This window comes from Agarilytica rhodophyticola (assembly GCF_002157225.2).
Classification (GTDB): Bacteria; Pseudomonadota; Gammaproteobacteria; order Pseudomonadales; family Cellvibrionaceae; genus Agarilytica; species Agarilytica rhodophyticola.
On sequence record NZ_CP020038.1, the window covers coordinates 1,618,317 to 1,642,303 of the forward strand.

12 protein-coding genes are annotated in these 23,987 nt (G+C 40.0%); 11 read left to right on the forward strand and 1 reads right to left on the reverse strand.

Annotated elements, in window-relative coordinates:
- Positions 1–345 precede the first annotated feature (345 nt).
- From BVC89_RS06830 to arfB, 7 genes are all read left to right on the forward strand, one after another.
- Complete coding sequence (locus BVC89_RS06830) at positions 346–3,303, forward strand: TonB-dependent receptor (RefSeq protein WP_086930469.1); 2,958 nt, start codon at positions 346–348, stop codon at positions 3,301–3,303.
- Between the two features lie 109 nt (positions 3,304–3,412).
- Positions 3,413–4,972, forward strand: coding sequence for a tryptophan halogenase family protein (locus tag BVC89_RS06835; protein ID WP_086930470.1), 1,560 nt, complete (start codon positions 3,413–3,415; stop codon positions 4,970–4,972).
- A 2-nt stretch (positions 4,973–4,974) separates the two neighbouring features.
- Positions 4,975–6,528, forward strand: coding sequence for a tryptophan halogenase family protein (locus BVC89_RS06840; protein WP_086930471.1), 1,554 nt, complete (start codon positions 4,975–4,977; stop codon positions 6,526–6,528).
- A 4-nt stretch (positions 6,529–6,532) separates the two neighbouring features.
- A complete protein-coding gene (locus BVC89_RS06845; protein ID WP_086930472.1) occupies positions 6,533–8,074 on the forward strand; it encodes a tryptophan halogenase family protein in 1,542 nt (513 codons plus the stop codon).
- 951 nt (positions 8,075–9,025) lie between these two features.
- Positions 9,026–10,855 carry a glycoside hydrolase family 9 protein gene (locus tag BVC89_RS06850; RefSeq protein ID WP_086930473.1) on the forward strand — a complete coding sequence of 610 codons (1,830 nt, stop codon included), beginning with the start codon at positions 9,026–9,028 and terminating at the stop codon, positions 10,853–10,855.
- A 308-nt stretch (positions 10,856–11,163) separates the two neighbouring features.
- Positions 11,164–13,737 (forward strand): glycoside hydrolase family 3 protein, encoded by a 2,574-nt coding sequence (locus BVC89_RS06855; RefSeq protein WP_086930474.1) that lies wholly within the window; start codon positions 11,164–11,166, stop codon positions 13,735–13,737.
- Positions 13,738–14,014: 277 nt separating this feature from the next.
- A complete protein-coding gene (gene arfB, locus BVC89_RS06860; protein WP_086930475.1) occupies positions 14,015–14,428 on the forward strand; it encodes an alternative ribosome rescue aminoacyl-tRNA hydrolase ArfB in 414 nt (137 codons plus the stop codon).
- Positions 14,429–14,825: 397 nt separating this feature from the next.
- On the opposite strand, the gene BVC89_RS06865 is transcribed toward arfB, so the two are convergent.
- Positions 14,826–16,001 (reverse strand): helix-turn-helix domain-containing protein, encoded by a 1,176-nt coding sequence (locus BVC89_RS06865; RefSeq protein ID WP_086930476.1) that lies wholly within the window; start codon positions 15,999–16,001, stop codon positions 14,826–14,828.
- A 592-nt stretch (positions 16,002–16,593) separates the two neighbouring features.
- Between BVC89_RS06865 and BVC89_RS06870 the strand changes: the two genes are divergently transcribed.
- From BVC89_RS06870 to BVC89_RS06885, 4 genes are all read left to right on the forward strand, one after another.
- Positions 16,594–18,387: a cellulase family glycosylhydrolase gene (locus tag BVC89_RS06870; protein WP_245929357.1), complete on the forward strand. Its 1,794-nt coding sequence runs from the start codon at positions 16,594–16,596 to the stop codon at positions 18,385–18,387.
- Positions 18,388–18,693: 306 nt separating this feature from the next.
- Positions 18,694–20,223 (forward strand): lytic polysaccharide monooxygenase, encoded by a 1,530-nt coding sequence (locus tag BVC89_RS06875; protein WP_086930477.1) that lies wholly within the window; start codon positions 18,694–18,696, stop codon positions 20,221–20,223.
- 1,192 nt (positions 20,224–21,415) lie between these two features.
- Positions 21,416–22,867, forward strand: coding sequence for a carbohydrate-binding protein (locus BVC89_RS06880; RefSeq protein ID WP_086930478.1), 1,452 nt, complete (start codon positions 21,416–21,418; stop codon positions 22,865–22,867).
- 258 nt (positions 22,868–23,125) lie between these two features.
- A complete protein-coding gene (locus BVC89_RS06885) occupies positions 23,126–23,788 on the forward strand; it encodes a hypothetical protein (protein ID WP_086930479.1) in 663 nt (220 codons plus the stop codon).
- Positions 23,789–23,987 lie beyond the last annotated feature (199 nt).

Consider the following 23,987-nt stretch of genomic DNA (forward strand, 5'->3'; position numbering starts at 1 on the left):
GGACGACCATAAGATTATCAATGACTAGTATGTTCAAGATTTGTTCGTCTTTGTGATACCAAAAATCGGTGATCATAAGTTTGTTGATTTTGCGATAACCAGAATAAAAGCAAGATGCACGTTTCTATATGAACATTAACTAGCCGGATTGTTAATAAACAAAATGTAAGTTTATAACTCACAGTATTTAGTCGATTTTTTGACAGCACTTAAACACTTCGTTCACTTGCTCATAAATTATGTACGCAATGCCAGATAAATTATGAATAAAAAAAGGTTGTTGTGACGACATATTCATCATTAAAAAATATCTTAAAAATAATAGTATGTAATTAGGAGAGAGGCATGGTCATTTTTAAAGGTGACAATAATGAAATAACTCGCCCCCAATTTAAAAAAACGCTGTTAGCGATATCCATTAGTGTATGTGCCCACAGTTATGTTTTTGCACAAGGTTCCTCAGAGGAACTTGGTTCTGTTAATGCTCTAGAAGAAGAGGTTGTAATTGTCACGGGCATTCGAGGCAACCTTCAAAACGCTCAAAATATCAAACGTAACTCGGACACGTTTGTGGATGCGATTTCAGCAAAGGATATAGGTTCACTGCCTGATGTCAGTGTTTTAGAGGCCTTACAACGTTTGCCAGGTATCTCTATTGAGCGATTTGCATCTCCGCGAGATTCCGATCATTTTTCGACCGAGGGTAGCGGCGCGACTTTGCGAGGCTTACCTCAAACACGAACATCTTTTAATGGCCGTGATACTTTCTCAGCTACTAGTAACCGAGGTTTGAGTTTTGAAGATGTTTCGCCGGAATTACTGGGCAGTGTTGGTGTTTTTAAAAATCAAACTGCCGATATGATCGAAGGTGGTATTTCAGGCACTATTGACTTACGAACACGTAAACCCTTCGATTCTGATGAGCGTGTGATAAAACTATCGGCGCAAGCGAACTATCATGATCTGGTAGAAGAGACTACGCCAACTTTTTCAGGCTTATACAGCGACCGTTTTGAATTTAGTAGCGGTGCTGAATTAGGTTGGCTATTAAGTTATGCCGATTCAGAATTAGAGTTCCGTTCCGATGGTGCCGAACTAGGCTTACATAATGAGATTATGGTAAATGGCAGCAATGTATTTGCCCCTATTAATGCTGGCATTCGTACCAACAGAACTGAGCGTAATCGTGAAGGGCTTACGGCATCACTCCAATTTCGCGATGCTGATGACCGATTTGAAGGTACTCTAGAGTACATTCGTTCTGAGTCAGATATCGCTTGGAATGAATTTGCCTTTTTCTCTGACGATGCACAAGGCACTTTAGATGATGGCGCAATCATTAGTGGTAATACGGTTCAAAGTGGCCGTTTATCTACGATTGGTGATGGTTTAGGGCCACAAACAAGACGCAATGCCACTGATGAATTGGTTCAAGATCTATCCCTTAATTTAAAATTTCAAGCAACTGATCGACTAAGTATAGAAGCCGATTTTCAATATGTAGATGCTGAGAGTGAAAACTTAGATCTTACTGTATTTGGTGGCTTGGTGCGTGGTGTTGACGCAGAATTTAATGCAAATGGCGGTTCACCTATTGTTGACTTCCATGCTCCAGAAAATGCCAATCAAAGTGATGAGGAATATTTTTCCGACCCCAGTAATTATTTTTGGCGCGCAGGCCTTGATCATATTGATGAAAATGAAGGGGACGAAGTTGCCATCCGTTTTGATGTAGATTATGAAATTAATTCGGGAATTTTTGAGTCTGTTGAAACGGGAGTACGCTTTGCTGAGCGTGAGCAAACAACGCGTTATGCGAATTTCAATTGGCAAAATCTTTCTGAATCTTGGAATGAAGGCTTTCGTACTTTTGCCGGTCGTCAATTTGAAAATGGTGATGTTGATGCAACAGGTACTTCAACTGAGGCCCCGACTCCGGACTCTATGCCTGTTGTCTTTGATAACTTTTTCCGCGGCGACGCCGGTGGTGGTCTTACAGCGCTTTTTCCATCGACTAATTTAGTGCAAAATTATAGTGATTTTATTGCTAGCCTAAGCTCCTTTCCTTTTAACCAAGGCCCGCTAGATTTGTTTGCGCGTCCTGGTGTGATTCCTGGAACACCTTATTTACCTGCGGAAATAAATGAGGTGACTGAAGAAAATACAGCCGTCTATGTGCGTTTAAACTTCGGTGGTGGTGATGAAAACCGTTTTTCCGCTAATGTTGGATTGCGCTATGTACAGGTGGATACCACAGTAAAAGGTGGTCTAGTGTTCCCTAATCCGATTGATGAAGCTAGGTTGGAGCCGCTCACGCCAGAGCAGCGTGCATTCGCCAATGGAGCGAGTAATACCGAGGATGCCGAAAGTGATTTCTCAAAAGTATTACCAAGCTTTAATGTTAAATATGAAATTGTTGATGATTTAATTGCACGTTTTGGCTATTCAGCGGCTATTGCTTTTCCCGATTTAGGTGATTTACGATATAACTTTAATATTACTGCAGATATTGAAACAGTCGGTGATGATACTGTTCCAGATCGGCTCGAACGTTTCCAACAAATAAGCGGTAATCCCTTCTTAGAACCCATGGAAGCGGATAATCTGGATCTCTCCTTAGAATGGTATTTTGCTGAGTCTGGTTCTTTAACTGGAAGTTTTTTTTATAAGGATATTGAAAATTTCTTTTCAATTGATACCGTTAATCGTCAAGTGTCTAACAACGGTGTTACCCAAACAGTAGAAACTAGCCAACCGATTAATATCGGCCAAGCTAAGTTGCGTGGTTTTGAATTTGCTTATCAGCAGTTCTTTAAAGGCTTGCCACAAGTTTTAGATGGTTTAGGAGTGCAATTTAACTATACCTATTTAAGTGAAAGTGGTGTGCCGAACCAAAATACCAGTGCCACTGATTTAACCTCTGAAGAAGATATTAACGATATTACTGTACGTTTTGAAGGGTTGCCTTTACAAGGGCTCTCTGAGCATAGTTACAATCTTGTGGGGATCTATGAAAATCACGGTGTTTCAGCACGCTTGGCTTATAACTGGCGGGATGATTATCTGTTATCCATTAATCATGTTAACTTAAATTTGCCTGTATTTGCTGAAGATAGAGGACAATTGGATGGTTCCATCTTCTATGATATTAACGAAACTGTGGCAATAGGTTTACAGGCATCCAACTTAACTAATGAAGAAACCAACACGTTATTGCAAGTGGATCAAGAAGGTACAAAAGTTACCCGTTCTTCTTTTGTCAATGATAGACGCTTCTCTTTTATAATAAGAGCTAGCTTGTAAATTAGAGCGATGTATTGCAAGGCTTGTTAGAGCTAATTAACGCTAGTTAATTAGCTCTATAGACGCGCAAGCCCTTGTGTATTGTCTGTAGAAAATATTGAGGCTGTTTATGCATGAGAATCGTGTTAAACGCATTGTGATTGTCGGTGGTGGTACGGCCGGTTGGATGACCGCTGCCGCGTTAACACGTTTATTTGGGCAAGAATATTGCGCGATTGAGCTTTTAGAATCAGATCAAATAGGTACGGTTGGCGTCGGTGAAGCAACGCTGCCTCATTTACGTTATTTCATCCAAACTTTAGGCTTGAACGAACACGAATTTATGCGCGCTACCAATGCCAGTTATAAAACAGGTATCGAGTTTATTAATTGGGGGCGTATTGGCGAGTTTTATATTCACCCGTTCGGTGAATTCGGCCAAAGTATTAACGGTATTGACTTTCATCACTACTGGCTAAAGCTGAGGCAGCTAGGGGATGATACCAGTATCGGTGATTATTCCTTGCCTGTTGTTGCGTCAAAATATGGCCGCTTTGATTATCCCAGCAGTGATCCACGTTCTATTTTATCTACCTATTCCTACGCTTTTCATTTGGATGCCCATTTGTTTGCTCGTTATTTGCGAACTTACTGCGAAACACGGGGCTTGGTGCGTAAAGAAGGTAAAGTTAAAGAAGTTTATTTACGTCAAAGCGATGGGTTTATAAGTGCTGTTAGACTGGATAACGGTCAACATATCGAAGGTGATTTATTTATTGATTGCACAGGGTTTAACGGCCTTCTTATCGAACAACATTTAAAAACAGGTTATATCGACTGGCGTCATTGGTTACCTTGCGACAGAGCGATTGCAATGGCCACTAAAAGTCAGGGCGAGCTATTACCTTATACCAAAGCGATCGCTCATGAAGCTGGTTGGCAGTGGCGGATACCTTTGCAACATCGCACAGGAAATGGTCACATCTATAGCAGTTCATTTATGAGTGATCAACAAGCTGAATCTATACTACGTGATAATCTGGATGGCCAGGTAATTACCGAGGCTAATTATCTGCGTTTTACTACAGGCATGCGTAAACAATTTTGGAACAAAAACTGTATTGCTATCGGTTTAGCAGCAGGGTTTTTAGAGCCATTGGAGTCTACCAGTATTCATCTTATTCAATTGGCTATTATGAAGTTAATTGAGTTTTTTCCAGATAAGCGTTGTGATTCAGTATTGCGTGATGAATACAATCGTATGATGACCCTAGAATTTGAACGCTTGCGTGATTTTTTAGTACTGCATTACTGTGCTACCGAAAGAGACGATACAGAATTTTGGCGTTATTGCAAAAATATGAGCAAGCCCGATGGTTTGGATCATAAAATTAACTTGTTTCGTAAAACAGGCTATGTGTCTCCTTATACTGAAGGTTTATTTTTAAAAGCAAGTTGGTTGGCAGTTTATTTAGGGCAGGGTATTGTGCCTGAGAATTATGATCCCAGAGTGGAAGACTTTGATCTTGAAAAATTAGCGAATTATCTTGCCAGTATGCAGACACACATTGCGCAAGCTGCACAGAGTTTACCTGCCCATGCAAAGAGTATCGCTAAGCATTGCGCGACAGAAAACCATGGTAGCTACCAGCCGCCACCAGCAACACTTAATTTGTATGGTAGGCGCTAGTTATGTCTGAGCATATAGAAAACATTGTTATAGTGGGTGCAGGAGTCACTGCTTGGCTTGCTGCCTTAGCGCTTACAAAACAATTTAATGCGAATTCTTTAAACATTACCATGATAGATTGTGAGCAAAAGGAAAGCTTGCCTCTAGCGGAGTCAGGTGTTGCCGCTCTGTCTTCTTTTCATCGTAAATTTGGTATCCGTGAGCGAGAGGTGATGGTTGCTACTGAAGCGACATTTAAGTTAGCCAATGCATTTTATGGGTGGAATTTCCCCGAACAGAGCTTTTTTCATTCTCATAGCCCTTATGGTGCTATGATCCAATCCATTGAGTTTCAGCACTTTGCTGCTAAATTTAAATTAGATGGAGATAATACGCCATTTGATGCATATTCTCTTGGCGCAAGTGCAGCTAGGCTAGGTCGCTTTGCTCACCCCAAAACTAACGCTAAAGCTTTTCTTGCGCCTTATTCTTATGCTTTACATTTTGACGTACAACACTATCTCGATTATTTAAAAAGTCTAGTGCAAGCACAGGTGCGTTTAATCAAAGAGAATATCTCTGATGTTGTTGTTCGTTCAGAAGACGGCTTTATCGATGCCTTGGTAACGAGTGGTCATCAGCAAATAGAAGGTGACTTATTTATTGATTGCAGCGGCAAAAGCGGACGTTTAATCGAACAAGCTCTAGGTGTCGGTTATATGGATTGGTCGGATTATTTACCTTGTGACCGTCGTATTATTTTTAGCTCTGATGCAATAAAAAATCCTCTTCCTGCGACGAAGATGTCGTTACATAAAGATGGTTGGATGCGAATAGTTCCTTTGCGCAACCGTCAATGTTATGAATTTTACTACGATATTAACTATTTAAGTGATGGCGATGCTTTACAGTATTTGCAGCGCTATACGGCTGATAAGCCTATGCATGATGTTTTAATACAAGCATTTAATATAGGTAGAAGAGAAAGATTTTGGTACAAGAACTGTTTAGCTTTGGGTGAGACTGCAGGTTTTTTGGGTAGCCTTTGTGTATCAAGTGTGCACACAACGCAAAGTGCTATTCTGCGTTTTCTCGACATGTTCCCGGATCGCGAATGTTCTTCTTTTATAGCCGAAGAATATAATCGTATTACGACTGAAGAATATGCACGTATCTTGGATTTTCACACAGCTCACTATGACTGTGCCAGAGCATTACATTCCCCTTTTTGGGATGCCTATCACCGAAAAAGTCTGCCTGCTTCGCTAGCTCATAAAATACATTTATTTTCTCAATTTGGTCGTTTTCCTTTCTATGAAAGAGAAACTTTTTCTAGCAAAACTTGGATATCTTTTTTGCTAGGCCAAAATTACTGGCCGCAGCACTACGATGAACTTGTGCCGCTAAGTAATCATATTCATGCTCGTCAACACGCAAAAAAAATGACATCGGTTATCTCCCAGGTAGCTGAGCAAATGCCAAGCCATTGGGAATATTTAGCTCAATACTGCGGTGACGACAGAAACTCCCTTGAAAGTACACATATAGGCTTAAAAGCTAATAGAGGAATGAAATAGTAGTATGGTGAAATCTTCATCGAATATTAACAATAAGCAATATAATAATCGTATTAAGAAGATTGTTATTGTCGGTGGCGGCACTGCCGGTTGGATGGCGGCTTCGGCGCTTGCTAAGATGTTAGGTAGTGACTTTAGTCATATCTATTTAATTGAGTCTGATGATATCGGTACTATAGGTGTGGGAGAAGCAACTATCCCACATATTGGATCATTTAATAATATTCTTGGCTTAGATGAAAATGAGTTTGTAAAAAAAACGCAAGCGACTTTTAAGCTTGGAATTAAGTTTAATAACTGGGGACAGGTAGGGGAGTCCTATATCCACCCCTTTGGAGATTTTGGTTCCGATATGCCCAACGGTGTTCCATTCCACCATTATTGGCTTAAGCTTTTTCAAAGTAATAATGAAGATTTATTTCACTATTCGATGGAAGTACAAGCTTGTAAGCAAGGTAAGTTTTCCCGGCCTCTATCTATTAAAAATTCACCTCTTGCAAGAATTGCCTATGCTTTTCATCTAGATGCTGGCTTATATGCAGCTTACTTACGGAAGTTTTCTGAAAATCATGGTGTTCATCGTATAGAAGGTAAAATTGTCAGTGTGCAGCTACGAGAAGATACAGGATTTATTCAGAGTGTCACTTTAGAAAATAGTCAAAGTATTGAAGGTGATCTATTTATTGACTGTAGCGGCTTTAGAGGATTACTCATTAAAGAGTCGCTAAATACAGGGTATATCGACTGGAGTCATCTGTTGCCGTGTGATCGTGCTGTTACGGTTGCAAGCCAGTCGTCTTGCGAGCTTTTGCCTTATACTCAAGCGACAGCGCAAACAGCTGGTTGGCAATGGCGAATTCCTTTGCAACATCGTACTGGTAATGGCCATGTCTACTGTAGTCAATATATGAGTGAGGATGAAGCGACGGCAACCTTATTAAATAACTTAGATGGTGATGCTATTTCTGAGCCGAAGACTTTAGCTTTTAATACTGGTCGTAGGAAAAAATTCTGGAATAAAAATTGTGTTGCTTTGGGGTTGTCTGGGGGTTTTATGGAGCCTCTAGAGTCTACCAGTATTTATCTTATTCAATCTGGTATTTCAAAATTACTGGCGTTATTTCCCGACAAAAGCTTTAGTGCTGCTAATAGTGATAAATACAATCAGCTATTGGCGTTAGAATATGAACGTATTCGAGATTTTCTGATTTTACATTATTGGGCCAATCAGCGATCCGATGAGCAATTTTGGTCTGCTTGTCAACAAATACCAATTCCCAATTATTTGGCGGAGAAAGTTAGACTTTACAAAGAGAGCGGTCGAATTTATCGGCAAGATGATGAACTATTTTCTACCAGTAGCTGGTTAGCAGTTTTTCATGGTCAAAACATTATGGCCGATAGTTATCATCCACTAGTAGATACACATGATCTAGGCTCAATTCAAAAAGATTTAAGTCATATACGCAAGACACTAGAAAGATGCGCCAGTTCTATGCCAAGTCATAACCAATTTATTATGAAAAACTGCGCCTCAGAAAAATAATTGCTAGAAAAAATAGGGTGATTTCTGCTATGTTGTCACCTTAGATATAGAAAAGTAGTTGTCCTCATAAGACAACTACTTTGTCGGTAAGTGGACAAAATTATTCATATCTATGGTTAGTGCTAATAAAGGCTTTTTGACTTGTTACTATGCTAAGTGGTTTAGAAGGTTTATATAGATAGCAAAATCTCAAGTTGTTTAAGTCAATAGGCTCTTTAAATTAAAAACTAACCAGATGTGTTGCCAATTATTATTGATACTTGATTTCGTTAAGAGTTGAATGTTAATAAGAGTTGAATATTAATAAGAGTTAAGCTAATTGATTCTGTAAGAGTGATGAGCGAAGTAGAGAGGGGCAGCTAAATCGCTTTTCACTTGTGTGGTAAATGTAAGCAAATAAAGCAAAGTTATAATAAAACAGAGTTACAATAAAATAGAGTTACAATAAAACAGAGTTATAGTAGAAACAAAAGCGAGGGGAAAATTAAGTAAAGACTCTAAAAACCAAAAATTTTCTAAAAGCTTTGATGTGTCGAAGGTTTAAAGTCTTAAAAAGGAAAAATATAAGGAGACAAAAAGTAAAGAAATAAAAAGTAAAGAGAAAAAAATAAATAAATCAAAGACAGAAAATACTACAAACAATAAAAAGCACAGAACGCAGAACACAGAAATAGAGCACAGAACATAGAAATAGAATACAGAAGCAGAACATAGAAATAGAATACAGAAGCAGAACATAGAAATAGAATACAGAAGCAGAACATAGAAAAAGAAGGCATAAAAAATGCCCAAGCACAAAAAATAACAAATGATGTATAAGAAAAAATGTGCAAAAAATATAAATATAAAAATGGCTAACAGAATTCAACAGCAGCTAGGGTGCTAGTAATACTAATTCGTGTTATTGGCACTAGAATTAAAAGCTAATACTAAAAATGAACAGGATAAAGAATGGTGGTTAAATTTTTACGAGTATTGTGTTTATACTTAGTGGGCGTAGTGCTTAGTATGCTGTTAAATGCCTGTGGCAGTGGCGGTAACTCTAGAGACACTGCCTCATCCGAAACGGGCGCAACTTCATCTACACCCGCACCTACATCAACTAATACGCCAACACCCAGCAGTACACCTGCTGCAAATATAGGTAATGGGTTAATTAAACTAAACCAGTTGGGTTTTTATCCCAACGCTAACAAAGTTGCTGTAGTACCAGCTAATGCTACAAATAACTTTGCCTTGTTTAACGAAAATGGCGAGCAAGTTTTTCAAGGGCAGCTAGGTACTGTAAACACCTGGCCCCACAGCGATGAATCTGTTCGTTTGGCTGACTTCTCCGGGTTTAACACAGCAGGCAACTATCGTTTGCGCATCGACGGAATACCTGATTCCGATACATTTAAGATTGACGACAATGTTCATCGCCTTTTAAATAGTGCAGCGTTAAAAGCTTTTTACTACAATCGTGCTGGCATGGCAATTTCGGCACCCTATGCTGGTGACTGGAGCCGCACAGCTGGACATGCTGATACAGAAGTAAAAATACATGCTTCAGCAGCCTCAGAACTACGTCCTACTGGTACACGTATTACTTCACCGATGGGCTGGTATGATGCAGGGGATTATAATAAATATATCGTAAACTCAGGGATTTCAACTTACACATTGCTTGCCGCGTATGAACATTACCCAGATTACTATCGCACGCAAAATAATAATATCCCTGAAAGTGGTAATCCCTTACCTGATATTCTCGATGAAGTATTGTGGAATCTACGTTGGATGCTCACCATGCAAGACCCTAACGATGGTGGCGTATATCATAAACTAACGACCCTAAGATTCAGTGGCCAGGTCCTGCCACAAGACGCTGATGCGCAGCGTTATGTTGTGCAAAAATCTACTGCTGCGGCGCTCAATTTTGCTGCGGTTATGGCTGTTGCCAGCCGCATATTTTCTGAGTTCGAAACACACCTGCCAGGTCTTTCAGAACAATGCCGCACCGCTGCGTTAAATGCATGGCAGTGGGCAAAAAATAATCCAGAAGTAGCATATCGTCAGCCTTCAGATGTGTTTACTGGCGAGTATGCCTCTGCTGGTTATCGCGATGAGTTTGCCTGGGCTGCAGCTGAGCTCTACATTACATTAAATGATGATAGCTATTATCAACAGTTTACCCAATATCGGGCTGAACCCTCAGTTCCTAGCTGGGGCTATACCGTGGCCCTAGGTTATATGTCACTGTTACATCATGCTCAACGTTTAAGCGGTGTGGCTGATATAGCCTCTATCCGCACGAGCTTCTTATCTTTTGCCGATGATTTGCGTAACGGCGTCAACTCCTCTGCTTTTGGGATTGTAATGGGACGTGAAGCCTCTGAGTTTGTATGGGGAAGTAACGCCGTTGCCCTCAATCAAAGTATGATGCTTATTCAAGCATTTCGTGATAGTGGTGAACGCAGTTATGCCGATGCTGCGCTGACTAATATGGATTACATTTTGGGACGCAATGGTGTGGGTATCAGTTTTGTTACAGGTTTCGGTACTCGCAGCCCACTTGCTATTCACCACCGACCATCAGCTGCCGATAGTGTCGCGGCACCGATACCGGGTTTTGTTGCCGGTGGTCCGCAGCCAGGACAACAAGATGGTTGTTCTTATCCATCGGCGTTGCCGGCAAAATCTTATCTTGATGATTGGTGTAGTTACAGTACTAACGAAATTGCTATTAATTGGAACGCGCCTCTGGTTTATGTCAGCGGTGCCTTAGAGGTCATTTTTTAATGCATTTTCATATTTCATTTTATCTATGCTTAATTACTGCTGTTGGCGGCAAGCTCATTATTATAGGCGGAGATTGAAAGCATGAAAGTTAAAATCTATTGTATGCTGTTGGTTCTTTTTGCCTTTGCAGTTTTAGCGGATTAATAGGTATAGATTTCTTTTTAAATTGGGGCGGCCAAACAGCTATTAGCGTGCGGTCGGATGTTGGTGATGAATTAGGAGCCTGGTGTCGGCCTTAATTCATTACCTACTAATTGGTAAGCAGAAATAAACGATAAATTATTTTTTATAACGAATGGAGTTTCTTAATGAATGTTCCACATTACTTGATTGCGGGGTTAGTGCTATCGATAGTTGCCGGTTGTGACTCTGGCTCTTCCGTCGACAATAACCGCGCTGATGCACAAGATAAATCGACTGTTGAAACACAAGATAATAAGACGGATAAAAAGGCCGCTACAATCCATCCAGAAATTTGGCCTAAGCAAGATTCTCCATTTGCTCATGACGCAAAATTAGAGCAACGTGTTACTACTATATTAGGCAAAATGAGCCTGGAAGAAAAAGTCGGACAGGTCATTCAAGCTGATATCGCTTCTGTGACGCCGAAAGAGGTACAAGAATATCATTTAGGTTCAATATTAAATGGTGGTAACTCTGCTCCAGGTGGTGACAATCGCACAACCCCAGCAGCGTGGGTTGCACTTGCAGATGAGTTTTGGCGAGCATCGACAGATACGACAGATGGCCATAATGGAATTCCCGCTTTGTGGGGGACTGATGCGGTGCATGGCCATAACAATATTGTCGGCGCCACCATTTTTCCACATAACATTGGGCTTGGTGCTGCTCATGATCCAGACCTAATGCATGAAATCGGTAAAGTGACGGCAAAAGAGTTATTGGTAACGGGCTTAGATTGGACTTTTGCTCCTACCATTGCCGTTGTGCGTGATGATCGCTGGGGACGCACCTACGAAAGCTACTCCGAAGATCCTGCCATTGTAAGAGAGTATGCGGGATATCTTGTGGAAGGCATCCAAGGCAAGCTTAGTGATGATACCTTTTTAAATGACGATCACCTTATTGCAACGGCAAAACATTTTATTGGTGATGGCGGCACTGTTGGGGGGCGTGACCAAGGTGACAATATTTCTTCTGAAGAAGAACTGCGTGATATTCAAGGCGCGGGTTATCCTGTGGCGATTAGCAGCGGAGTGCAAGCTGTTATGGCATCTTTTAATAGTTGGCACGGCAGAAAAATGCATGGCTACAAAGAGCTATTAAGTGATGTTTTAGTTGATCAGATGGGCTTTGGTGGTTTTGTTGTAGGGGATTGGAACGGGCACGGTCAGGTCGAAGGTTGTAGTAATGTTTCCTGTGCGGCGTCATTTAATAATGGGCTGGATATGTTTATGGCACCTGATAGCTGGAAGGAATTGTACGCCAATACCTTGGCACAGGTAAAAAGTGGTGAGATTCCAATGCAGCGGCTGGATCAGGCTGTAAGTCGTATTTTGCGTGTGAAAATACGTGCTGGTTTGTTTGAAGCTGGGTTACCATCGAAACGTAAGCACGCGGGACGTTACCAACTTCTCGGTGCTCCAGAACATCGAGCTGTTGCTCGTAAAGCTGTACGTCAGTCTCTTGTCCTGATTAAAAATGAAAAGCAAATTTTACCCCTTTCGCCAAAAATGAATATTTTGGTGGCAGGTGATGGCGCTGATAATATTGGTAAACAAACTGGTGGTTGGACACTTTCTTGGCAAGGCACAGGAAACAGTAAAGAACATTTTCCAAATAGCATGTCCATTTTTGATGGCATCAAAGAACAAGTGGATGCTGCGGGAGGAAAAGCAGTACTGAGTGAAAAGGGTGAGTATAAAAGCAAACCTGACGTTGCGATCGTAGTATTTGGTGAAAATCCCTATGCTGAGTTTCAAGGTGATAGACCTCATGTCGATTTTCAATCTGAAGATGGTCTAAATTTATTGCGCAAATTTAAGGCAGAGAATATTCCTACTGTCGCCATTTTTCTCTCTGGGCGCGCTATGTGGATGAATCCTGAAATAAATGCGTCTGATGCCTTTGTGGCTGCTTGGTTACCCGGTTCAGAAGGCGGTGGTATTGCCGATGTAATACTGCGCAAGGCTAGTGGTGATATTCAATATGACTTCCATGGTAAGCTTTCTTTTTCATGGCCTAAAACAGGCATTCAAACGGCAGTCAACGTCGGTGATGCCGACTATGACCCTCTCTTTGCCTATGGTTATGGACTTAAATATAGCGATAAGACCAGTGTCAAAGCTCTATCAGAAGACCCACAGCTTGGAGATCGGGCGCAATCTCAAGGTAAGAATTTTTTGAAAGCTGGTGAGCCTGTTTCTCCCTGGCGCCTAGTTATGCGTGACTCTGGAGGTACTGTACAAATCACAAACTCAAAAGCTGTGAGTGCTGCTGGCGCATTGACCATGACGGCGCTTGACCATAAAGCCCAGGAGGATACTCGTCTGTTTGCATTCTCCGGCGATGCTATATTAACCATTGAAGGTGAGCCGATTGATATATCTCGAGAGTCTAATGGTGATATGGCGATGGAGATTCAATATCAGGTTGTCGGTGATGCAGTTGCAGATACGGTTCTCAGCATTGGCTGCGGTGAAGATTGCTTAGGCTCAATGAATATTACAGAAGGATTAAAAGCTAAGCGCGGTCAGGGTTGGCAGGAAACGCGTTTAAAATTGAGCTGTTTTGCTGACAAAGGAACAGATATGACGAAAGTAAGCTCTCCTGTCATTTTTAAAGTATCAGGAAATATGCAACTACAGATAAGTTCCATTAACATTGTCAGTAATCAAGGGGACGCTAGTTGCGCACTATAACGGCTCACTCATAGAGTTAGCAGCCCCCCAATACTTATTGCCCGCAAGGATGTGGGCAAATAATGATTAGTGTTTATAACACTTTCCGTCTCGCTGTCGTTTATTTTTCCGTTCCCTATTTTTCATTCGTTTTTCTTTTGTCATCTTTATTCTTTATTTAGACTCGTTTAGCCAAATACATTTTTCAATCTGCAAAAGTGCAGAAGATTGCTATAGTCGGATCGAGGTCTCATAATAATATCTATTTTGGCGCCAAGATGATGTATGACCAATTATTATGCTAGTTATTTCCAATAATGTTTCTATACCCGACAGTGAAATTCAGTTTACTGCTGTTCGTTCCCAAGGGCCTGGTGGACAGAACGTTAATAAAGTTTCCTCAGCGGTAGTATTGCGCTTCGATATTCATGCGTCTTCATTACCTTCTTTTTATAAATCGAGACTGCTCACTTTGCGTGATCATCGTTTGACTCAGCAAGGCGTTATTGTGATCAAGTCGCAAGAGTATCGCAGTCAAGATATGAATCGTCAGGTCGCACAAGAACGTTTGGTGAAGATGATTCAAGAAGCAACAGTGGTGCAAAAAACTAGACGAGCTACCAAGCCAAGCCGTTCTTCGCAAAAGAAACGTATGGACAAAAAAACGCGGCACGGAAAAACTAAAAGTCTGAGAGGTAAAGTAGACTACTAATCTATGGTCATTATAAATCGTAATATTGTTATAAACGCCATATTCCAATTGACTTATATATGATTGTTTATTACTCGCTATCCATTAGACTTTTGTTAGTTGTATAGTAAATTTGTGCTGTGATTTAGCTTATGTTTTTGCAGCAAATCGTACTCGCTGCAGTTACTATTCACACGATATATACTGCCGCGGGGTTATATAGAAAACTTTAGACTAACCCTAGTTATCTTTTTTGTAGTGCAAAATTTTTATAAAAAATAAACGTTTTCATAAAAATGTCTATTAATTATATTGCTAAATCATAAAACTATTCGCTTTAAAATGGCTCTGGAAATAAAAAGCAATACAATCGCTATTAGATCGCATAATTTTTATTTCCAGAGTTAATTACAGCCTATTAACCCTTAGCGCTTTCAAGGTTTTGTTTTCTATACTGAGACGGTGTCATACCTTCAATTTTTTTGAAAAATCCATTAAAGGTTGCTTTACTGTTGAAGCCTACTTCATACATGATGTCTAACATTGAAGTTTTATTAAACTCCTGGCTTTCAAGTAAGCGCTTCGCTTCTTGAATACGATGTTTATTAACATATTCGAAAAAATTACATCCATAGTGACCATTAATTACGCCCGATAAGGTTCTCGGTGATATACCCATTTTTTCTGCAAGTAAGTCTAGTGTCAGGTCAGGGTTTGTAAAGATTTTGTCTTTCTCCATTAATGGTTCTAAAGAACTTATATATGCAGGGTTAATTGCATATGTTGTCTGAGGTTTATGCGCCTTTTTAGTAAGAGGTTTGATATCCTTCACCCTAACGCCGTTGCGGGAATATAAAACAATGACGCTGGCGAAAAACACTAAGATTGCATAGTTTTGTAATAGCCCTACAATCGCAACAGGAATATTAAAGCCCAAATATGCATTAGTTAACAGCGTTAGCGATATGAGCGAACTCCACACGTTCATCACTAAAAAACCTACAGCAAACAACGCCAACCACTCATAACCTGCAACAATTTTATTGTTTTGGCGAGGGTGTACGGAGTCGAAGTAAGTGCGAACTGTAACTACACATAGCCATGCGACGTAAGTGCGGAATGCGTCACGAGAAAATTGCACAAAAAACACAGTGATAGACTCATTAGAAATATTTAAAGTCTGTAAGATTACGATTTTAGTTTCTGTTGGTAACGAGTGATAGGCCATAGATTGGTGTGACGCAGCTAACAAAAAAGGCAGCGCCAAACAGTAGTCAAAACGATTAAAACTAAAATCTTTCTCAACGATACTTTTTATAAGCCAATAGGCTAATGGAGCTTGAATCCAGGTACCGAATTCAAAAACAAAGAATATATTCGGCAGGTTATGCAGTGCCCAGGGCCTGACGGCAGCGCCATAATTAATGAGTGTGTCAAGCGGGATACAAGCGGAAGATACAAAAAATAACGTTAGGATCAGGTTGTAATATCTCTTATCGCTGCGTTGCAACAGGAAAATAAATATCGAGATAAAACAACAGCTCATTGTCAACAATAAAACGACATCATGGGTATTAAATAATACTGCATCCATAAAGCTTACCTCTATAACACAAAATTGCTTATTGCTTTTTAAGTTTTTTAACTTGCTTATTATTTTATTATTTTTTTATGCAGCCGAAATCTTGTACGAATAAAAAGTGTTTATTTGCAAAATAGTTACTTTTCGCTATACAAAAAAATCAGCGTCTTGCGATGTTTGAACATGCTTCCTGGATGGTCACTGCATGTGAGAGACTATAAGGCAAATCCGGGTAGTTTTTCAAATGATTTTCCTGCTACTGATCTCGTTTTTGTGACAAGGAAAATAGAGCATTACATGTTTGTAGAAAGCGTCACAAATTTGCGACAAAGATATATTTGACGCGAAAATTCACGCCAAATATGCGAGATGTAGAACCAATTTGCGTGTATTTACAAGTTTTGTTTAACGCAACCCCTCAAATTGGACGACCACAATATTATTCCCAAGTACATTTTTATCGTCTCTTTTAACCTGGAAATTGGAATGTGGTGAAGCCAATTAATATTATGATTTTCGCTTATGAATATCTCGCTCTTTCTCCACTTTTCAGTAGTAATTTTTCAAATATGTAATAAACGAAGATTCTGATAGGAGAACAGCAGTGAAGAAAAAACTTTTAGTTTCAGCGATGGCATTAATTTTCGCTCCTTGGCTGAATGCAGCTCAGGTTTCAATGACCAGTACCGGTGACTGGAATAGTGCTTTTCAAACCAGTACTGATATCACTAATAACGAAGCGTCGACAGTTGAAGGCTGGACTCTAGAGTTTGCAGCGAGTTTCACAATCGATCAGATATGGAATGCTAAGATTATTTCTCACATCGGCGATACTTATGTATTAGGAAGCTTAGACCATACGGGTGTGATCAATCCAGGAGAAAAAATTAACTTTGGTTTTATCGCATCTCCTGGTAATTCCATGCTGCCAACAATGTTTTCTTTCAATGGCGAGAATAGTAGTGGAGGCAACCCTACGCCAACACCCACGGCCACGCCCACAGCTACGCCAACACCTACAGCTACGCCAACACCCACAGCGACACCGACCACAACACCGTTACCCACTGCTACCGCAACACCGATTCCAACACCTACAGCTACGCCAATACCTACAGTGACACCAAGCCCAACACCTAATCCCAATCCAGGCAATGCACTTCCTGGTGATGACTGGCTGAGTATTTCAGGTAATACCATTATTAATAAAGAAGGTAATGCTGTTTGGTTAACCGGTGCTAACTGGTTCGGCTTCAATACCACAGAGCGAATTTTCCACGGTATTTGGAGTGTTAATTTAGACGACACAATCAAGTCTATGGCTGATCGAGGTATTAATTTAATTCGTGTGCCTTTTGCGACAGAGTTAATTGACGAATGGATGAATAACGAATTCGTACCTGTTAGTTTTAACGAGTTCACAAATCCTGATTTGGTTGGTAAGAATAGCCTAGAAATATTTGATGCATTTATCGCATCTGCCAAACGTCATGGTATGAAAGTATTACTTGATGCTCACTCTCCTCATATCGATAACTCAGGCCATGTTTACCCAACCTGGACAAGGGGTGATATCACTGAAGAAGTGTTCTATAACACATGGGTGTGGTTAGCCGAGCGTTATAAAAATGATGATACCGTTATTGGCTTTGATTTAGAGAATGAACCTCATGGCAAGGCACACTCTGATACCAACTTTGCTAAGTGGGATGATTCCAGTGATGCCAACAACTGGAAGCGTGTTGCTGAAGAAGCTTCAAAGCGCATTCTTGCGGTAAACCCTAACTTACTCATCCTTGTTGAAGGTATTGAGGTCTATCCTACCGATGGTGTCACTTGGACTTCAAAAGATAGTAAGGATTACCACTTTACTTGGTGGGGAGGAAATTTACGTGGTGTCAAAGATTACCCTGTTATTGTGCCAGGCCACCAAAATCAAATCATGTACTCGCCTCATGACTATGGCCCTGCGGTTTTCCAGCAGACTTGGTTTTATCCTGGATTTAATAAAGATACGCTTATTGCTGATGTTTGGGATGAAAATTGGCTCTATATTCATAGAGAAGAAATATCACCACTTCTAATGGGAGAATGGGGAGGTTTCCTCGATGGCGGCGATAACCAAAAATGGATGTTAGCGCTTAGAGAGCTAATGGATGAATATAAAATTCACCATACCTTCTGGACGCTTAATCCAAATTCTGGTGACACTGGTGGTCTGCTAATGCATGACTGGGTTACCTGGGACGAAGAGAAATATAATATTCTCGAAGCTGTGTTATGGCAAAACAGTGAAGGAAAATATATTGGCTTGGATCATGAAGTACCGTTGGGGGCAAATGGTATAACCGTTTCTGAGCATTATGCTAATGGAGGACTAGAGCCTATCGGTTTGTAAAAATCGTAAATCTTTATCGGTTTTTAAGTCTTTAGTTTTTTAAGTAGGGAATGCTAGTAGTGGCATTCTCTACTTAATTATTATAATAATAAAATAAAAAAATGTAGCTTTTAACTAGACTTTTTATATTGGGGTTTACCTTCTTTAATCGTCGATATATATAATGAGCTATAAATTACTAAAATAAATTATTTTAATCTCAGCAATATCGACCTTTAATTATACGAAGATTACTTTCGCTAATAATATTTATTAATCGCATTTTTATCTTGCGATTCTTATTTTTAAAATACAGGATAATTTAAAATGTTAACTAATAAACACTTCAAGTATTTAGGTGCAGTACCTTTATTGCTTACTGCAAGTATTACTTTCGGCCACGGGTTAATGGTCGACCCACCTTCAAGAAATGCTCATTGCGGTTTAAATGAAAAACCTCACAATGCTACTACCCAAGGTTGTATTGACGCCTTTGCCCAAGACTCTAATGGTGGTTATCAATTCATGAGTGTATTAACTCATGACGTCGGTCGTACAGGCGTCGATCCTTTACCACCTCACGTGTGTGGTTTCGGTAGCGAAACTTTCCAGGGTGGGCCAACACCTTGGGATACCCCTACAGATTGGCCGACAAGCAATGTTTCTGCAGGGCCTTTAGATATTGTTTGGAATATTTCCTGGGGGCCCCATTATGACGATACTGAAGAATTTCGTTATTGGATTACCAAACCAGATTTTCAATTTGATCCTACCCGAGAACTCACTTGGGATGATTTTGAAAGTACAGAATTTTGTGTTTTAAAATACGATGATAAAAACCCTGATGCAAATCCTAATGTAATTCCGGATCAAATAAATACACTATTTACCACAAAATGTGAGTTGCCTGCGCGTTCAGGTCGTCATGTAATTTACGGTGAATGGGGACGTAACCGCTTTACCTTTGAGCGCTTCCATGGCTGTATTGATGTTACCTATGGAAATACTGGGCCGACACCACCGAGTGCTCAGAGTAAAACTTATGATCTTGAGAAAAATTCGAATCTAGCAATTACTTTGAGCGGCACTGATGCCGATGGTCAAGTAACAGGTTATACAATAGTCGATGCCCCCGTAAATGGTGTATTAGCTGGTACTGGTGCTGATCGCACTTATACTCCAACACAAGACTTTGTTGGCAACGACAGCTTTACATATACTGTTACTGATAACGACGGACAAGTATCGACACCTGCGACAGTTAATATTAATGTATTGGACGGTAATGTTGCACCTCAAGCGTCATTTACTTATATCGCTGATGGCTTGGTGGCGAGTTTTGATGCTACAGGTTCTAGTGATGTTAATGGCGACAGTTTAACTTATCAATGGAATTTTGGAGATGGCCAAACAGGATCAGGTGCAACGGTTTCTCATACTTATGCGGCAGCAGGTACTTACACGGCGACTTTAACTGTAAGCGATGGTGCACTTAGTTCCAGTACCGATATTACTTTTGCTGTGGCAGATGCTACTACTCCTACGCCTGGTGGTGGTAAGTGTGAATATGTGGTTGCTAATAGTTGGAGTAGTGGCTTCGTTGCTTCTATACGTATTATTAATACCGGTACCGAAGCGATAAACGGCTGGTCTGTTAATTGGGATTATACAAGCAATCAAACTGTTACCAGCTCGTGGAATGCAACGGTCGCAGGTAGTGGCCCTTATAGCGCTGAGAACTTAAATTGGAATGGTACAATTGCACCAGGAGAAATGGTAGAGTTTGGTGTTCAAGGTAGCCTGCCTAATGGTGCCTCACCAGAAATACCCACTATTAGTGGTTCTGTTTGTAATTAAGCTAAGGTAGTCGAAATTACATTTCGTAGTTGAAAAGCCGGCCCAATGGGCCGGCTTTTTTTATGCAGTTACTTTTTCCACAGAGTCATTTTAGCTTTATATCTATTTGTTAACCTATAGTAGAATACCCTTCTTTCAAACGAGTTCGAACTTTCTGTTCCAATTGTGGTTTATTATTTTAAGCACATTTTTCTTTTTATTCTTAATTTTCTAGTGTGAAAATCTCACATTAGAATTCTCAAAAAAATAATTGTGGCATTAGTTTTTTGTAATTGATGGTTAGCGCCTTATTATAAAGTCTGAGTCGGGTGTTACTTGATTTTGTCGATTTTTTAAATGATTCTATCCTAACGACTATAACTTAATGTTTTTTGATTTGTGTCAAAATTAAGTTCAGTAGGGTTAATTTCATTCATTCTCAAGAAATAACTTTTAGTAACAAGTGTGCCAAAATTAAAAATTTAATATTCTTCCAAATAATATTAAATTTTATTTAAATCATTTGTTTTAATTTTTTTGGAAAATCTATAAAGCAATTAAATTTGTTGATGCGATATTTTCGTTTTAATTAAATATTTAATTGTAATCGTTACCAGCAGTGTCACACGACATTTATAAAATGTGCGGTTATATATGTGAATCTCATCAATGAATCAGCTAATTAATTGTAATTAAATTAACTCGCTTTATTAAGTCGGTGTAATCCGTCTTTTTGTGCAGGGAAAAACAAAAGCAAAAAAATAAAATACAACTTAACAGATCTTTACATATGTTCATTTTTTACGGGAGACTAATAACGTCTATTGAAAATTAGTTGTGTTGCAGATTTTTGCAGCACTATCAATCAAATATCTAGTGTGAGAATTAACATGAGAGCGATAAATTCTTCTGGCTAATTAAGTTTTCATTTTTTAAGAATAAAAATTCCTTATTTTTAATGTTTTGGTTTGATTGATGTTTTTTAAAATAGTTAATTTTTTGAAAGTTAATTCAAATTTATCTTTCGGGTTTTTTTAAGAAAATTAGAGTTGAAAAATATTGAAGATTAGGATGTAAGGATAATAAAAGTAAGGTATATAAAAAGAATATTTTCTTAAAAATTCGTTTTGTATTTCTGGGTTTTTAATGTGCCAATAAAAAACTTGATTTAATTTTTATATTCTCTTGGTTAAATTTATTAAATGGTGGTTCTATGAAAAAAATAATGTACGTAATAACGTGTTTGGCGTTTGAGTTTTCTCTTTCTCCATTAGCCAGTGCACTAGATCAATGTGACTCCACTGCACAATGCCGGCAAACATGGTCAGCTGCGACGGATTGTTTTAATAGTGCTAGTAATAACAGTATCTGCATGTGCAGTTCTCAACAGTGTGACACATTAGGTGGGGGCGCGAGCGGTGTAAATATTCCAGGAAAAATAGAGGCTGAAGATTATGTTGGTTTTTATGATACCTCACCAGGAAATGCGGGTAACGCCCATCGTACTGATGATGTAGATATTCAACCGACGACGGATGTTGGTGGCGGTTTTAATGTCGGTTGGATTGCGGCGAATGAGTGGCTGGAATATCCTATTAATGTCGCGGCTGCTGGCGAATATCGTGCAGATTTCCGTGTGGCGTCGGCACCTGGTAATGGTATGTTTACGTTAGAAATAGATGGCATAACTCATGGCTCTGCAACCACAGTTAACCCCACCGGAGGCTGGCAAAATTGGCAGACTAAGTCCATTAACCTTGGAGAGCTAAATCCAGGTAATCAAACCTTGAGAATCCAGGTACAGGCGGGTAATTTTAATCTCAACTGGATCGAGCTTGCCAGTACTAGCGGTGGTGGTGGCGGCGTCGGTATGTTAGGAGAGTTTGACCTGAGCAAGGATCTACTGTTACTTCATTATGATCACACGATGGATCCAGACGACAACCATGCCAATGCTTGTGGTGCTACTATGGTTCGTGACCCTCGCTTTGCTGGCATTGATTATCATGCCGTTACAGGTGTGAATGGTCGTCAGGGAGGATGGGCTCAATGGTCCAAGCCTCTGTACGATTTGGCTTTTGGTAATAATTGGTCAGATGCTGCGATCAGAGGTAATGGCACAGGGCCTGGTCGAAATCCGGCGGTGAAAGCCGCTACAGAGACCCGCATAGTCAACAAAATGTTAACAGCCTTAGATCGAGGTGGTGATGTCTGGGTAGCAGAGGGTGGCCAATCCGATTTTACTGCCGACGTGTTGCGTCGTGTGAAGGCTGCGCGACCAGCTATTAATACCGTCAATCGAGTTCATGTGGTGCAACACAGTAATTGGAATGAAAATCAAACCACACCCAACGACTTGAACTACGTTCGCAATAATACAGATTATAGAAAAATTGACGACGGTAATAGTGCTAACAACAGTTCTCCAGGCTTCAATAATTACGGTGATAGCAGTCAGTGGGCGCGGGCAATTGCCAAGCCTGGTATCGGTGAGGTTTGGAAATTGTCACGTGACTATGCTAATCAGGTTAATCGCAATCCAACACGAAATCGAGGTATGGCTGACGGCGGAATGGATTTTTCCGACTGCGCTGAATTAGCCTCTTTCACTGGCTTTAATAATTTGCGTAATGTTAAAGCTTTCTTTGATGAGTTTGGTTTTTAAGTTCTAGTAAATTATTACAAAATCTTCGTGGACTAATTATCCACGAAGATTTTTAACGCGCTACTATCTGCCAACGAATTATTCCATTCCTTTACTCTGTACAATAGCCTTTCTCTTTTTGGCGCGATAATTGCTGTGTTGTCATAGTGCACGTTATCATCTACCTCCCCAAACTGATGCAAGATGATAGCTATAACATATTGAGCTCTATGTTCTAGAGTTAGATCTATTTATTGTGATAACAGAAATTGGAATACTATGTCAGCAAAAATAATATACAAACGCCGAAATCGTAACGCTAAATTTGCGGCTAATATGAGCGCAAACGCTGCATTTTACGGTTTATCTGTCGCCGGCTACGCCACCAAAACTAGTACTACTGCCACGGTTTCTGCTCTTGCAGCAGGCGCAGCTGTTGGTGCTACAGGTGTGGGACTGCTGGTTGGCACTGCTGCAATGTACACAGGCTATGCCATTCAAGCAGGTGTGTCTGCCGCGAAGACGAACAGGCATATCAATAACTTAAAACAAATCCAAAGTGATGCTTCAGGCTATTCTTGTATCCATAAACATGGCCATGATCACACCTGCTTAGTACATACGATATTACCGTATATTATTGAGAAAAAGCGCACTAAACTTCATCGAAAGGTAGCGGTAGCAGGTACAGCAGGGCTTTATAGTAATATCGAGGTGACTCGCGCAGCGCTGAAAAAAGTCTACAAATACGCAAAAGGAACAGCTGGTAAAAACCGTGAATATTATTCCACTGTGCTTGCTCGACATTTTTTACGAGGCGGCTGCTTACTGGCAGATTCGATTGTAGGAGAGCTCTACAGTGAAGAGGAGATGAATATCATGGCTGGTTTAGAGCATGATGTTGTTGTACAGCTGTTAATGGATAAAATGAAGTCGGTATAAGCCTATAGCTACTTTCATAAGGTGGTATTCCAATTACCCGCTTGTAAAGTTTGTCGACGACAAAAACGTGGTATCTGATTGATTCGATGTCTAAATTTTTTACATATAATAACAGTTTTTATTAAAGCGGGGGATTCCCCCGTTTCATAGAAAGCTTACAAGCAGCTGTTTCATAACTTGTCAGTGTAGACAAGACTAG